12 protein-coding genes are annotated in these 13,987 nt (G+C 53.1%); 4 read left to right on the forward strand and 8 right to left on the reverse strand.

Annotation, left to right across the window (positions count from 1 at the left end):
- Positions 1 to 3: 3 nt before the first annotated feature.
- The 6 genes from GC087_RS08600 to yeiP all read right to left on the reverse strand — a co-directional run bounded on the left by GC087_RS08600 (position 4) and on the right by yeiP (position 7,094).
- Positions 4 to 1,812 (reverse strand): extracellular solute-binding protein, encoded by a 1,809-nt coding sequence (locus GC087_RS08600; RefSeq protein WP_324030290.1) that lies wholly within the window; start codon positions 1,810 to 1,812, stop codon positions 4 to 6.
- 41 nt (positions 1,813 to 1,853) lie between these two features.
- Positions 1,854 to 3,431 carry a cyclic di-3',5'-guanosine monophosphate phosphodiesterase PdeN gene (locus tag GC087_RS08605; RefSeq protein ID WP_033740578.1) on the reverse strand — a complete coding sequence of 526 codons (1,578 nt, stop codon included), beginning with the start codon at positions 3,429 to 3,431 and terminating at the stop codon, positions 1,854 to 1,856.
- A gap of 208 nt (positions 3,432 to 3,639) precedes the next feature.
- Complete coding sequence (mepS, locus tag GC087_RS08610; RefSeq protein ID WP_006119961.1) at positions 3,640 to 4,206, reverse strand: bifunctional murein DD-endopeptidase/murein LD-carboxypeptidase; 567 nt, start codon at positions 4,204 to 4,206, stop codon at positions 3,640 to 3,642.
- A 509-nt stretch (positions 4,207 to 4,715) separates the two neighbouring features.
- The gene (locus GC087_RS08615; RefSeq protein ID WP_006119960.1) at positions 4,716 to 5,423 is read right to left on the reverse strand and encodes a phosphatase PAP2 family protein; all 708 of its coding nucleotides are present in this window, start codon (positions 5,421 to 5,423) and stop codon (positions 4,716 to 4,718) included.
- A 42-nt stretch (positions 5,424 to 5,465) separates the two neighbouring features.
- A complete protein-coding gene (locus GC087_RS08620; protein ID WP_324030292.1) occupies positions 5,466 to 6,443 on the reverse strand; it encodes a CobW family GTP-binding protein in 978 nt (325 codons plus the stop codon).
- A gap of 78 nt (positions 6,444 to 6,521) precedes the next feature.
- Complete coding sequence (yeiP, locus tag GC087_RS08625; RefSeq protein ID WP_006119958.1) at positions 6,522 to 7,094, reverse strand: elongation factor P-like protein YeiP; 573 nt, start codon at positions 7,092 to 7,094, stop codon at positions 6,522 to 6,524.
- Between the two features lie 271 nt (positions 7,095 to 7,365).
- On the opposite strand from yeiP, the gene GC087_RS08630 reads away from it, so the two are divergent.
- The 4 genes from GC087_RS08630 (at position 7,366) to fruA (ending at position 11,890) form a co-directional block, all read left to right on the forward strand.
- Entirely contained in the window at positions 7,366 to 7,620 is a 255-nt protein-coding gene (locus tag GC087_RS08630) for a YkgJ family cysteine cluster protein (protein WP_006119957.1), read from the forward strand.
- Between the two features lie 490 nt (positions 7,621 to 8,110).
- The gene (fruB, locus tag GC087_RS08635) at positions 8,111 to 9,241 is read left to right on the forward strand and encodes a fused PTS fructose transporter subunit IIA/HPr protein (RefSeq protein WP_324030294.1); all 1,131 of its coding nucleotides are present in this window, start codon (positions 8,111 to 8,113) and stop codon (positions 9,239 to 9,241) included.
- On the forward strand, positions 9,238 to 10,176 hold the full coding sequence (gene fruK, locus GC087_RS08640) for a 1-phosphofructokinase (RefSeq protein ID WP_006119955.1): 939 nt from the start codon (positions 9,238 to 9,240) through the stop codon (positions 10,174 to 10,176). Before fruB ends, fruK begins: the two co-directional genes overlap by 4 nt.
- Positions 10,177 to 10,192: 16 nt before the next feature.
- Positions 10,193 to 11,890 carry a PTS fructose transporter subunit IIBC gene (gene fruA / locus GC087_RS08645; protein ID WP_006119954.1) on the forward strand — a complete coding sequence of 566 codons (1,698 nt, stop codon included), beginning with the start codon at positions 10,193 to 10,195 and terminating at the stop codon, positions 11,888 to 11,890.
- A gap of 36 nt (positions 11,891 to 11,926) precedes the next feature.
- Here the strand turns inward: fruA and nfo are convergent, their stop codons facing one another.
- Both nfo and GC087_RS08655 read right to left on the reverse strand, forming a co-directional pair.
- The gene (gene nfo, locus GC087_RS08650) at positions 11,927 to 12,769 is read right to left on the reverse strand and encodes a deoxyribonuclease IV (RefSeq protein WP_033740573.1); all 843 of its coding nucleotides are present in this window, start codon (positions 12,767 to 12,769) and stop codon (positions 11,927 to 11,929) included.
- Positions 12,770 to 13,009: 240 nt separating this feature from the next.
- Positions 13,010 to 13,903, reverse strand: a complete 894-nt coding sequence (locus GC087_RS08655) for an Rpn family recombination-promoting nuclease/putative transposase (RefSeq protein WP_324030296.1) — start codon at positions 13,901 to 13,903, stop codon at positions 13,010 to 13,012.
- Positions 13,904 to 13,987 lie beyond the last annotated feature (84 nt).

The raw sequence follows: 13,987 nt of genomic DNA on the forward strand, positions 1-13,987 counted from the left end.
TCCTTAGCGTCGGTTAGCGGGCAGGCGGCCGGCTTTACTGACGTCATACCACCAGTTATCCAGTCCCGTACTGTAATCAGGTTTCCTCGCAGGATGGGAAAATTTATTCCAAAAGGCAAGGCGCTGGTCGGCGCTGTACCACATCGGGATCATGTACGCATTCCACAGCAAAATGCGGTCCAGCGCCTGCCCCAGTGGCAGCAAGGCGTCGGCGTCACCCTGATGGTCGACAATCGCTTTAACGAAGTGATCAACGACGGGATCCTGAACCCTGGCGTGGTTCCACGAGGACTGAATATAGTCCGACTGCCAGCTAGCCTGCAGGTTACGTGAGGGCGTTGGCATCGCGAGATACACCGTGCTGACCATATCATAGTCGCCGCTGCGCAGGCGACGCAGATACTGAGAGCTGTCAATCTGACGCAGCGTTAAGGTGATCCCCAGGCGGGAAAGGTTATGCTGGTAGGGAAGGGCCCATTCGCTGTTGGTGCCACCGGGCAACAGCAGCTCTGCCGTAAAGGGTTTTCCGTTCTTATCGTTCACCAGGCGTTGGTTTTTAACATGCCAGCCAGCCTGGTTCAGCAGGGACATGGCTTTAAGCAGGTTCGTGCGATCGTAACCGCTGCCATGGGTTGTCGGGGGTGCCCAGGCGTCGGTAAAGATGTCCGGCGGTAACTGCGCACGGAAAGGGGTGAGTAGCCGTTGCTGTGCGGCATCAGGTTGGCCCTGTGCAGCATATTTTGTATTCTGGAAATAGCTGCTGGTACGTTTAAAGGCATGATAGAACAGCGTTTTATTCATCCATTCAAAATCAAAGGCCAGCGCCATCGCCTGGCGTACCCGTCGATCCTGAAACAGGGGTTTTTGATTATTGAGCGCCAGCCAGCGCGTATCAATTGACGCGGTATTGGGCATAGATTCTTTCACAATCTGCTGATCGTCAAAGTGACGGCCACGGTACTGCGTTGCCCATTTTTTCGCGGACGTCTCTTCTCGCAGGTCGAAAGCGCCGGCCTTAAACGCCTCAAACGCCACGTTGTCATCCAGGTAATAGTCGTAACGCATGACGTCAAAATTAAAGCGACCGCGGTTGACCGGCAAATCAGCTGCCCAGTAGTCCTTCACGCGACTGTACTCAATAAACTGGCCCAGCTTCCAGCGGCTGATGCGGTAAGGTCCGCTCGACAGAGGAGGCTGACTGAGCGGTTCGTTAAACTTTTTATTCTGCCAGAAGGTATGCGATATCACCGGCAGCGATAGTAAGCTCAGCATCAAATCTTTGTCGGGTGCCGGTAACGTAATACGCACCGTCAGACGATTAACCGCCTCCATCGTCACGCCGCGATAATAGAGACGAAACTGGGGCACGCCTTCGGTCATGAATGTGTGAAACGTAAACGCGACATCCTCAGCGGTAATGGCAGAGCCATCGTGAAATCGCGCACGCGGGTTAAGGGTGATCTCCATCCAGCGAAAATCAGCGGGATGACGGGCGGATTCGGCAATCAGCGGATAGTAACTGCCGGGTTCATCATCCGACGTGGTAAATAAGCTGTCATACAGTGTGCCGGTGCCCGCCGCCGGATTGCCGCGCGATGCGTAGCGGTTGAAATTGTCGTAGGTGCCGGGCACAGCCTGAACAATTTTGCCGCCCTTCGGCGCGTCAGGGTTCACATAGTCGTAATGATGAAAGTCCACGGCATACTTCGGCGTGCCCAACTGAGCAAACGTGTAACTGACCTGCACCGGGCTGGCGTGCAGCGGGCTGGTCAACCAGCAGCACAGCAGCAAAACAACATAGCTGAACGGCATAAAGAGGGCGGTCTCCTGAACGTTTTGACACCGCAGCGGTGTTACAGGCTGATGGACTGGCTGGTCTGGCGCAGAAAGAACGCCTTGACCTGTTCGGGCGGTAGCGGGCGGCTAAACAGATAGCCCTGCAAATGTGTCACGCCACGGTTGATCAGCCAGCTTGCCTGCTCATCCGTCTCAACGCCTTCCGCCACGCTCATCAGATTCAGTTTCTTTGACAGCTGTAAGACTGTATCCAGTACGGGCGAGGTAATCGTTTCGGTGCCAATACTTTGAACAAACCCACGGTCAATCTTCAGATAATCAAACGCATACTTTTCAAGATAGATTAATGCACTGTGCCCGGTACCGAAATCATCTACCGCAATTTTAATTCCGCGCTGATGAAGCCAGTTAAACAGTGCGGCCGCGTTACTGTTTTCCACCACAGCACGTTCAGTAATCTCAAAAACGTATTGAAAGTGATCGTGCGGCATGCTGTCTTGCCAGTACAGCACATCATCGCGAAAGCTACAGGCACCCAGATGCAGCGGCGAAATATTCAGACTGATGCAGGTTCCTTTCGGCAGCGTGTGGCGCAGTAGATGTGCATCACGTGCAACCAGCTCAAAAAGGTGCCGGGTCAGGGGAATGATTTGGTTTTGCGCTTCGGCATAACTGATAAAAATGTCGGGTGAGATTGCTTCGCCTGAAGGGTGCGTCCAGCGAAGCAGCGCCTCAATGCCGTACGATTGCCTGTCTGCTGCTGTGATGATGGGCTGATATTCAACATGAAACTCGCCACGTCGAATGCCCATCGTGATTTCTTTACCGGGACGGCGCACCCGGGACAGTAACACCCAGCTCATCCCGCTGACAATTAACGCAAACAACAGGCTAATCAGCATGATCGTTTGGTAGTCGCTCGCCGATAAGGTTGAACCATAAAGTGCAAACTGAAACGGCAATCCGTCCATTGGCGTCTGCATAAGGGGTGAGGGGATTAGGTGATTTCGCACCAGCGTGGGCTGCCAGCTTGTCAGGGCAGTATTATGCGCAAGTAACGCGATACCGGTAATTTCGGGGTGAGATGACGCTTTGAGTTGATAAGGTGACAGGCTGACATTCAGCGTGACAAACAGGCCTGACTGCTGGGTGCCAGGTTGTTTGATCCAGATCGCCAGCGCCGGTTTTGTTGGCTGCATTGGCGTTCCGGGCAGTAAACGAATATCCCGTTCACGTGTAGGATCGGTGCGCGGTGAGAGCGCGCTGAGCGGCTGAAAGAAACTGCCCGTCGCCGAGGAGCAAAAGGCATTACCGTCTTTAACCAGGATAATGGCGCGTATGTCACCCGCAAAGGCTGCACGCGCGGTTAATTCGTGATTAACGATGTAGCATTCAGACTTAACTAAGGGAAGCAGCGGAATGAGGGTATCTGAAATAAGGGCGTTCACGCTGTGCTGAAAATCGGTGCTGCTGTCGATGAGCAACTGCTTGTGTTGTTGCTTGCGATGGTGCTGGGTCTGAATAAGCAAAACAGACGTTAACAACAAGAAAAACAAACTACCAACAATCGCGCTCTTCCACGCGATGCGACGAGGATAAGTTGCCTGGCGTATCAGCGCCCGCGACAATGGCATGAAGTGCTTCCCCTGATCAAAATACAAAACTAAATGATGCACAATCGCACACATTTTCGCGTTTGAGAATATAACGAGTCAGTTAGTAATGTCTCGTTATTATTTTGATAAACAAGTATTTTTTTACGTTGATTCGCTGGATTCAGAAAAAAAAACGCTGCATAGGCAGCGTTCTTTTTTCTCTGGCTGAGAGGACGTTCGTTCTACACTAGCTCGGATTTCGACTTAATACCCGACGTGCTTCGCGATAACGTTTTTTCCAGTAATCTTCATTAAGGCTGGAGATCATCACGCCGTTGCTGGTCGAGGCATGAACAAAGTTGTCGTTGCCAAGATAGATACCAACATGACGGCCGGTGGAACCTGCACGGAAGAGGACTAAGTCACCCGGGCGCAGTCTGCTGCGTGCGATTTCTTTCCCTGTTCCCTGCTGTTCGGAGGTCGAACGAGGAAGATCTAATCCAAATTGTTCACGAAAAGTACGCTGTACGAAAGCGGAACAATCAATGCCGCGTTTAGTATCACCGCCAAGACGGTAACGTACACCTTTCCAGCTCGCGTATTGATCCATGATGCGTGTCTTAACATCGACATTACGCACCATCTCTTCGAACTCATCCTGAGACGCTTGAAGTAAAAAACCATTCTGGTTGTTAACTTCATGATTCTCGATTTTTGCGTTATGGGTACTGCTACAAGCTGAGAGGAGTGTTGCCAGCGCCAGAGCGGGCGCTATCCGCCAGATATATCTCAGTATTGGTTGAGACTTGACCATTATTCGGGTTTTCCTTCGAAGTCCTTACGACAAGATTGTCGCCAGCCAGATGACAAAACGGAATGAGATTAATAAGCCAGCCAGAACAAGACAACGCTTTAATTATAAAAATGTGTAAATCACCACAATTTATCTGTTAAAGAATGCTTAATACCGCGACTTCTTTCTCACTGCGACCGAGATTAACCGATTCCCGAGGCCGTGGCGAGTGCTTTTAATCAAATTCTGATAGGTTTTTTTGATACTTATCAAACTTAAATGACTTGTTCACTTTATCAACAGGAATGCAAGTGTAATAACAGGATGAAAGGGGAAAACAGACGCTAATTCCAGGCATAGTGCGGGTTACGGGGAGGGCGGCGGCGCGGCTGGCTTTCATCAGACAGGATAAATCCAGTAATATCATCGGCTTCAGCGTGATTTTTTGTTAGCGTGCTAATTGTTACTTTAAGTTTTTTATAAGTAAGGGCGGTTTAAAATTTAATCATTAACCCGCCCTCGCTAATTAATTACCCTTGGGGTTTATTTTTGCCCGGTAATTTGTGATAAAACCAATTAACCAGATAATCACTTGCCGGTGTTAATAACCACCAGCTCAATCCCACCAGAACCACAGAAAGCGAACCTACCGTAATATCCGTAAACCAGTGTGCGCCAGCCATCACGCGCGGCAAAGCGAATAAAACGACAATAACCACGCCGACTAAAAACGGGCGAAAGCCAAAATAACGCCACATAAATGCCGCAAAGATCATCAGCATCATGCCATGATCGCCGGGAAAACTGTCCTTTGACGCATCTTTAGCGGGAATGCCGGTCAGCTCACTGACACGATGCACGCCGTCAAAAAACAGCGTCGGGCTGGCGTGTTTGACCGGCAACAGATGGCCGGCCTGATTCAGAACGACCGCAGTCACAAGCATGGTAATGCCAATGGCCAGCATACGACGTCGACCGGTGGGCGTTTCGCGGTACCACAGCCACAGATAGAGCAAGCCCATTGCCAGCAAGGACACGGCATCAAAGCCGCGAAAATTAGTGATGGCAACCAGCAGGGCAAACGCCGGGTGAGCAACCATCTCATTATTGAAGGCGAAAAAAATCCCTTTATCAATTTCAAACCAAAACCCGTGATGAGGCGGTAAGTACCAAGAAAAAAACAGCATCATCCCCAGTGCATTAAGCAGGAGGATGGTGACAAGACGTGTTGCGTGCATAAATCTGCCCCAGTAAAAAAATAACCGCCGACCATAACCATGTCAGCTTAAACGAATCTTCAACAAGGCGGATTGTAAACTATTCCAGTCGGCAGGTGCGGAATGAATCATCTCAACACGGCTGTCTGGCGACGTTGTGTCCAGCAATGCATAATGAAAATCCTCCCCCTGACGATTGATACTGACTGCGCCTTCCTTTATTCGCAGGAAGCCTTTGACCCGATCTACAGGGGCAAGCCTCGCCCATTCAAGCAGAGGCTGAGCGTCAAACACCGTTTCATTGTCAAAAAGCCAGCCGCAGGCGACATAACCCTGGCCCTGATTGAGCGCCCGACGCCACGCGCTCTGCCCGTCAAGACGCATTGCCGCAATACCACTGCCCGGGGGCGTTGAATGAGAGTGATGTGCAGGATGCGGAATGTCACGCGGCGCACCTCGCGGTTTGTCCAGTAAGGCCGGAGGGATACGGCCAAATTCCGTGGCCACAAACGGGCGATCGGCCTGATGCGCTGTCCGCCATTGTGCCAGGCGCTGCTTATCATGGTCACTCCAGCGATCGCGTTTATTGCCAATGATGATGTCGGCGGCGAGGAGTTGATCGCGAAAGTTTTCATTATTGAGGATACGTGGGTCGGCAAGCTGGCGCGCATCCAGCAGCGTCAGCGTCGCCTGAAGCGTGAGCCAGGGCTCATAGGCAGGCGAGGTCAGCATGGTCAGGAGCTGGCGGGGATGGCCGAGTCCAGTGGGTTCGATTAATAAACGGTCGGGTTTAGTCTGCTTTAACAGCCTGTTCAACCCAATCTGCATGGGCAGTCCGTTAACGCAACACATACAGCCGCCGGGAATCTCTTTTAGCGTGGCGCCGCGGTTGGCAAGTAATGCGCCATCAATACCTATCTCACCGAATTCATTGACCAGTACAGCCCAGTTTTCCCCGGCGGGCTTATGCGCTAACAGGTGAAGCAACGTAGTGGTCTTTCCGCTGCCTAAAAATCCGGTAAGGAGGTTAACACGTGTCATGCCTGAGGCTCCTGCAAAGCATTATGCGAATATTGTTATAGTATAACAATATTAGCCTGCCGCACGCGCCAGTCTTGATCAGTCGGCGCGTCCCATATAGCGGCGCTCTGCCACATGGATGCGAATGCGCTCACCGTTACTGAGATATTCGGGCACCTGCACGACCAGGCCTGTACTCATCCCGGCAGGCTTAGTGCGTGCGCTGGCCGACGCGCCTTTAATTCCGGGCGAGGTGTCCACAATTTCCATGTCAACCGTCTGAGGCAGTTCAAGCGCCAGCACCTGTCCGTCCATGGTGAGCACCTGGATACCGGGAATGCCCCCTTCAGGGATAAACAGCAGTTCTTCTTCTATTTGCTCTTTTTTGAAGGCGTAAGGCGTGTAATCTTCATCGTCCATGAAGACGTATTCATCACCATCAATATAAGAGAAGGTGACGCTGCGGCGGCTCAGCGAAATGGCATCAATAATTTCATCGCCTTTGAAGCGTTCTTCTACTTTCATGCCGGTGCGCACATCGGTAAAGCGCATTTTATAAAGCGTTGCCGCGCCCCGGGCGCTTGGGCTCTGGACATCAATGTCTTTCACCAGCAGCAGTTTGCCGTTATGGGTGACGGCCATTCCTTTTTTGATTTCGTTCGCTTTTGGCATTGCGGTTCTCGCTGTCAAAGTGATTGTGCGCGCAACGTTACTCGCGCGGACGTGAACAGGCAAGACAGCGCGAAAAATTTTGTGCCTGATGGCGACTAACAGGATAAAGCCACCTCAGTATACATCATGGATCATGACGTCATTGGCGTTGCAAAGGCGACATCACAGCATGACCGGCGATCGGCGCCTGGCCTGTTTCTCTGTAAAGGTGATGTCAGGGTAAGGCACGTTCTGTTATCGTGCGCGCTTTAGCGGTTCGGGGAGGTAAAAGATGGAATGTCGTACAGACTGTGGCGCATGTTGTATTGCCCCGAGCATTTCCTCGCCCATTCCGGGAATGCCACAGGGCAAACCCGCTAATACCCGGTGCGTTCAGCTTGCGGATAATAACCTCTGTAAAATTTTTGGATCGCCTCTGCGTCCGAAAGTGTGCGCCGGACTACAGCCATCGGTTGAGATGTGCGGTAGTAACCGTCATTATGCGATGGATTATCTGATTCACCTTGAGCAAAGTACCGCCCCCTGATTTCCCCGGTGCAGGTTCCCGTCTTCGCTGCGTTTGTTGTCTTTTGAGACATCATCACTGTTTAAAAACGCCGCATTTCTGGCTGTATTGTCGACGGCATAATTTATCCTCTGGTGCATGTTAATCGCTCCCTGCCTGCATGGCGTCCTGAATTTGTTCGTATCTTTGTGAAAGTGTTTGCTGACGCTGAAGCAGAGCCGAGGCATGCGATTAATGGCAAGGAGCTGACGTTGCTGAAATTCCCCTCCTGTTAATCGACCTCATGTCACCCAGACTTCAGCACGCTTTTTAAGATTATCCTCTGATCTCACTGAATTGTGCGTAACGTCAAAGATCTGCTACGTCGTTGACGCATTTTCTTGCCAGTGACACGCATGTTCAGCACAATTCTTGAAACGTTTCAGCGTTGCTGTAGCGGCCTTTAGTGGCACGAACAGCAAGATTCGACACCAGTAAGCTGAAACGATTCAATCAGCAAGCGAGGAGAATTATGTTCCAGCTCGAATTGCAGGCCATCCATACCGGAGCCAGCGCCCAAAATAAAGAAGATGCGATTCGTCAGGTTGCGGCGGCACTTACTGCTGCAGGTAACGTGGCGGAAGGTTATGTCAACGGTATACTGGCACGTGAGCAGCAGACCTCTACCTTTTTGGGTAATGGTATTGCCATTCCTCACGGCACCACCGACACGCGCGATCTGGTGCTGAAAACCGGCGTGCAGGTCTTTCAGTTTCCGCAGGGCATTGCCTGGGGCGACGATCAGACCGCCTATGTCGCGATTGGTATTGCGGCCAAATCCGATGAACACCTGGCCTTGTTACGTCAGCTTACGCATGTGCTGAGTGATGACTCTGTTGCCGAACAGCTTAAAACGGCCTCAGCGGAAGATCTGCGTGCGCTGCTGATGGGTGAGAAGCAGCCCGCGGCGTTCAGCTTTGACACCTCCCTGATTACCCTCGACGTCAATGCACGTGATTTGATGACGTTGCAGGCCTTAAATGCCGGGCGTTTACAGGCGGCGGGCGTGGTTGATGCCAGCTATGTCGCGGATGTGGTGTCCCGCCATCCTCTGAGTCTGGGACAGGGCATCTGGCTCAGTGACAGCGGTAAAGGCAATCTGCAAAGCGGCGTAGCCGTCAGCCGCGCAGCGAGCGCGTTTGAGCACAAGGGCGAACCGGTCAACATGCTGATAAGCGTGGCAGCCGTTGATGAGCGTCCTCTGGACGTGCTGGGCTACCTCAGCGCTCTGCTGCAGAGTAATAAGGCCGATCGTTTATTAAAAGCGGATGCGGCAGGTGTTTATGCCCTGCTAACCAGCGAAGTCGACGAGCAGGCGGACCAACTGACTGCAGAATTCACGATCCGCAACGAGCATGGCTTACATGCGCGTCCGGGTACGGCACTGGTGAGCGTTATCAAGCAGTTTAACAGTGAGATCACGATTACGAACCTCGACGGCAGCGGCAAACCGGCGAACGGACGCAGCCTGATGAAAGTGGTCGCGCTGGGCGTGAAAAAAGGCCATCGCCTGCGTTTCACTGCCAGTGGTGATGATGCACAGCAGGCATTAGATGCCATCGAAGAAGCGATCAACAGCGGATTAGGTGAGGGGGCAGCATGACCAGACGTGTGGCAACTATCACGTTGAATCCTGCGTACGACCTGGTCGGCTATACGCCTGAAATTGAGCGCGGTGAAGTGAACCTGGTGAAGACCACCGGATTGCATGCTGCCGGTAAAGGCATCAATGTTGCCAAGGTGCTGAAAGATCTGGGGATTGATGTCACCGTAGGGGGCTTTCTGGGGAAAGATAACCAGGATGGTTTCCAACAGCTGTTCAGTGAATTGGGGATTGCTAACCGCTTTCAGGTGGTCAATGGCCGTACCCGCATCAACGTCAAGCTCACCGAGCAAAACGGGGACGTCACCGATCTCAACTTTTCCGGCTTCAGGGTGACCGCGCAGGACTGGGATCGTTTTACCAGCGATTCATTAACCTGGCTGGGTCAGTTCGACATGGTTTGCGTTAGCGGCAGCCTGCCGGAAGGTGTCGATCCTGACGCCTTTACCCGCTGGATGACTGAACTGCGCACCCATTGCCCTTGCATTATCTTCGACAGCAGCCGTGAAGCGCTGGTCGCAGGCCTGAAGGCCGCACCATGGCTGGTCAAACCCAACCGTCGCGAGCTGGAAATCTGGGCGGGACGTAAACTCCCTACGTTGCAGGATGTGATTAACGCAGCGCACGAGTTGCGTGAGCAGGGCATTGCACATGTGGTGATTTCTCTGGGTGCAGAAGGCGCACTTTGGGTCAATGCCTCAGGTGAATGGATTGCTAAACCGCCGGTGTGCGAGGTTGTCAGCACCGTTGGGGCAGGTGACTCCATGGTAGGTGGCCTGATTTATGGCCTGTTAATGCGTGAATCCAGTGAACATACGTTACGTCTGGCTACTGCGGTAGCCGCGATGGCCGTGAGCCAGAGCAACGTTGGCGTTACCGATCGTACCCAGTTGGCCGCAATGATGGCGCGCGTCGACTTACAACCCGTTAACTAACAGCAGGAGAGCGATAGTGAAAACGCTGCTGATAAAAGATCCTTCAACAGGACTGGCCTCTGCCTACATGGCAAAACAACGTCTGGCTGCTGCGGCTGCGCAGGCGGGTTTGACGCTAACAGAAAACCCGGCGGAAGCCGAACTGGTGATTGTCACCGGTCAACATGTGCCTGACGATGCTGCGCTGAACGGAAAATCCGTCTGGCTGGGCGATGTTCAACAGGCGGTCAGTGAGCCAGAACAGTTCCTGAACCGTGCGAAAGCCGAAGCGAAACCCTGGCAGGCCCGCGCAGCCGCTCCGGCTGCAACCCCTGCAACAGCGTCAGCTAACGGACCAAAACGCGTGGTTGCCGTAACGGCCTGTCCAACGGGCGTAGCACATACGTTTATGGCGGCTGAAGCTATTCAGGCTGAAGCGACCAAACGCGGCTGGTGGGTAAAAGTAGAAACCCGTGGCTCTGTTGGTGCAGGTAACGCGATTACGCCAGAAGAAGTGGCGGCGGCCGATCTGGTGATCGTGGCGGCGGATATCGAAGTGGACCTGGCGAAGTTTGCGGGTAAGCCGATGTACCGTACCTCAACCGGCCTGGCGCTGAAGAAGACCGCTCAGGAACTGGATAAAGCCGTTGCTGAAGCGAAGCCGTTTAAACCGTCCGGCGCGCAAAACAGCAATCAGGAAGAGAAAAAAGAGGGCGGTGCAGGCGCTTACCGTCATCTGTTAACAGGCGTGTCTTACATGCTGCCGATGGTGGTGGCTGGTGGTCTGAGTATCGCGCTGTCGTTTGCGTTTGGTATTACGGCGTTTAAAGAGCCGGGTACGCTGGCGGCTGCGCTGATGCAAATCGGTGGCGGTAGCGCGTTTGCCCTGATGGTGCCGGTACTGGCGGGTTTTATCGCGTTCTCTATCGCGGACCGTCCGGGCCTGACGCCGGGCCTGATTGGCGGGATGATCGCCACCAGCATCAACGCGGGCTTCCTTGGCGGCATCATCGCGGGCTTTATTGCGGGGTATGCAGCCAAACTCATTAGCGGCAAAGTGAAGCTGCCACAAAGTATGGAAGCGTTAAAACCTATCCTGATTATTCCGCTGTTTGCCAGCCTGATCACCGGCTTGCTGATGATCTATGTGGTCGGTAAACCCGTCGCGGGCATCATGAGCGGTTTGACCAGCTGGCTGGCTCACATGGGAACGGCTAACGCTATCCTGCTGGGTGCTATTCTCGGCGGTATGATGTGTACCGACATGGGTGGTCCTGTTAACAAAGTTGCCTACGCTTTCGGTGTCGGTCTGCTGAGTTCACAAACCTATGCACCGATGGCCGCCATTATGGCTGCGGGTATGGTGCCACCGCTGGCAATGGGGCTGGCGACGCTGGTTGCCCGTCGTAAATTCAATAAAGGTCAGCAGGAAGGAGGTAAAGCCGCGCTGGTTCTGGGCCTGTGCTTTATCTCAGAAGGTGCGATTCCGTTTGCCGCTCGTGACCCCATGCGCGTCCTGCCATGCTGTATCGTCGGCGGTGCGGTGACCGGTGCCACTTCTATGGCGATTGGTGCCAAACTGATGGCACCGCACGGCGGCCTGTTCGTGCTGTTGATTCCAGGTGCAATTACCCCGGTACTGGGTTACCTGCTGTCGATTGTTATCGGCACAGCCATTGCCGGATTAGGGTATGCGGTGCTGAAACGCCCGGAAGAAGAACTGGCGAAAGCCTGATCTTAAAAGGAAAAAGGAGCCGCCAGGCTCCTTTTTTTAACGTTGCTCTGATTTGAGCCAGGCTATTTCATCTTTCCAGATATCCGGATTGATGGTCTCCAGAATCAGCGGAATACCATCGAAGCGCGAATCCTTCATTATCCAGCTAAATACGGTTTTACCGATATTGCCTTCTCCCAGGCTGTGGTGACGGTCAACCCGGCTGCCCAGCGTACTTTTGGCATCATTCAGGTGCATGCCACGCAGATAATTAAATCCGACTATGCGATCAAACTCGGCAAAGGTTTCAGTACAGGCTGCTTCGCTGCACAGGTCATATCCGCCGGCGAAAGCATGGCAGGTATCAATACAAACACCTACGCGAGATTTATCTTCAACGTGTTCGATAATGGTCGCGAGATGCTCAAAGCGAAAGCCCAGATTACTGCCCTGTCCGGCGGTGTTTTCAATCACGGCGGTGACGTTGCGGGTCTGATCCAGTGCGATATTGATGGACTCAGCGATACGTTTTAAACAGGTCAGCTCGTCAATCTGCTGTAAATGGCTACCCGGATGAAAATTTAACAGTGTCAGGCCCAGTTGCTCTGCACGCTGCATTTCATCCACGAAGGCATCGCGGGATTTCTGCAGGGCTTCCATAACCGGATGCCCCAGATTAATCAGATAGCTGTCATGAGGCAGAATCTGATCTGATGAAAAGTGGTATTTCTCGCAGGCAGCGCGAAAGGCAGCAATAGTCTCATCCGAGAGCGGGGCGGCTTTCCACTGGCGCTGATTTTTGGTGAACAGCGCAAACGCCGTGGCTTCCAGTTCATGCGCGCGGATCACTGCCTGATCCACACCACCCGATGCGCTGACGTGCGCGCCAATATACTTCATGCCGTTCTCCTGAAGGGTTCAACTCAGTCTGAACGGCATGATACACGATGACACTGGGGCAAAACGCAGCGCGGCGGAAATTTTTACACCCGGATTAGGCAGGCAAACAGCAGCGCGACAGGATAATATCTGCTGCCCCGCAGAACAGAGCGGCGTCAGAAAGGACAGGCTGCCAGCATGGCGAGCTGGCGAGCGTCTGCAACAGAATGATGCGGGGACTAAAAAGGTTGGGCAAACCTGTCAGTGGCGGAGTTGCGCGATATCTTTTTCGCTCAGGCCGGTCATTTTGATGACGGTAGGGCGGTCAAAGCCGTTAGTTAACATGACCCGGGCAATCTTCAGCGCTTCTTCCTTTCTGCCTTTCTCAATCCCTTTTTGTTCCAGCTGTTCTGCAATGGTCATCAGTGCGTCTCCGTGTTGCGGCACCCGCTGTGCCAGCTTATGGATTAAGGCGTGCGCATCCGACACCTCGCCCGCCTGCACCATGTAGTTTACCAGCGAGATAACCTGTGATGAAGAGAGATATTCATTTGTGAGAATAGCCACCAGCCTGTCAAGCATCACGGTCAGATTACGCTGATGGATGTGCTTCTGAAGTAACGTTAAGGCGGCCATACGGCGGTGGTGCAGGATCTCGTCGTCAGGGATACGCGTTACGTCAACCAAAGGGAAAGCCGCCGTGTAAAGTTTGCCCGCCTGATCCGGTAACGCAAAGCCATCCAGCCAGCAGAGAGAATAGGGATAGGGGCTACGTTTACCGGTATAGAACAAGACGGGAATGACTAACGGCAGCGTTTGATGTCCGGCTTGCAGATGGCGATGCATGGCGGCCACCGCATAGCGCATTAACCTGAAGGCCATGTGTTTATCCGGACCAGACTGGTGTTCAATAAGGACGTGGATATAGCCTTCGCCGGACGCGGTTTTCACGCTGTACAGCACATCGCTATAGTACTGCCGCAGGTCGTCCTCGATAAAAGAACCCGATTCCAGCTTAAGCGTGGTCAGATCGCACAGGGCGCGCAACGCTTGTGGCAGGTGGATCGCCATAAAATCCCGCGCCACGTCCGGCTCGGTCAGAAACTGTCGGAACAGCGCGTCGTAAGGTGTCGGTGTTGGGGACGTTCTCTTCATCAGTTCCGGCTCGTAAAAATCACCGGTCTACAATAGAGCTACGGGGGGATCTTACCTAATAACAATGACTTAATTTACGACGCT

It is taken from the genome of Pantoea sp. JZ2 (assembly GCF_035191405.1).
Lineage (GTDB): Bacteria > Pseudomonadota > Gammaproteobacteria > Enterobacterales > Enterobacteriaceae > Pantoea > Pantoea stewartii.

Bases quoted from the DNA above. Each gene is read 5' to 3' on its own strand.
- fruK (WP_006119955.1), top strand. From the start codon at position 9,238: ATGACCAGACGTGTGGCAACTATCACGTTGAATCCTGCGTACGACCTG.
- GC087_RS08620 (WP_324030292.1), bottom strand. From the start codon at position 6,443: ATGACACGTGTTAACCTCCTTACCGGATTTTTAGGCAGCGGAAAGACC.
- nfo (WP_033740573.1), bottom strand. From the start codon at position 12,769: ATGAAGTATATTGGCGCGCACGTCAGCGCATCGGGTGGTGTGGATCAG.
- GC087_RS08655 (WP_324030296.1), bottom strand. From the start codon at position 13,903: ATGAAGAGAACGTCCCCAACACCGACACCTTACGACGCGCTGTTCCGA.
- GC087_RS08615 (WP_006119960.1), bottom strand. From the start codon at position 5,423: ATGCACGCAACACGTCTTGTCACCATCCTCCTGCTTAATGCACTGGGG.
- GC087_RS08605 (WP_033740578.1), bottom strand. From the start codon at position 3,431: ATGCCATTGTCGCGGGCGCTGATACGCCAGGCAACTTATCCTCGTCGC.
- mepS (WP_006119961.1), bottom strand. From the start codon at position 4,206: ATGGTCAAGTCTCAACCAATACTGAGATATATCTGGCGGATAGCGCCC.
- fruB (WP_324030294.1), top strand. From the start codon at position 8,111: ATGTTCCAGCTCGAATTGCAGGCCATCCATACCGGAGCCAGCGCCCAA.
- GC087_RS08600 (WP_324030290.1), bottom strand. From the start codon at position 1,812: ATGCCGTTCAGCTATGTTGTTTTGCTGCTGTGCTGCTGGTTGACCAGC.
- GC087_RS08630 (WP_006119957.1), top strand. From the start codon at position 7,366: ATGGAATGTCGTACAGACTGTGGCGCATGTTGTATTGCCCCGAGCATT.
- yeiP (WP_006119958.1), bottom strand. From the start codon at position 7,094: ATGCCAAAAGCGAACGAAATCAAAAAAGGAATGGCCGTCACCCATAAC.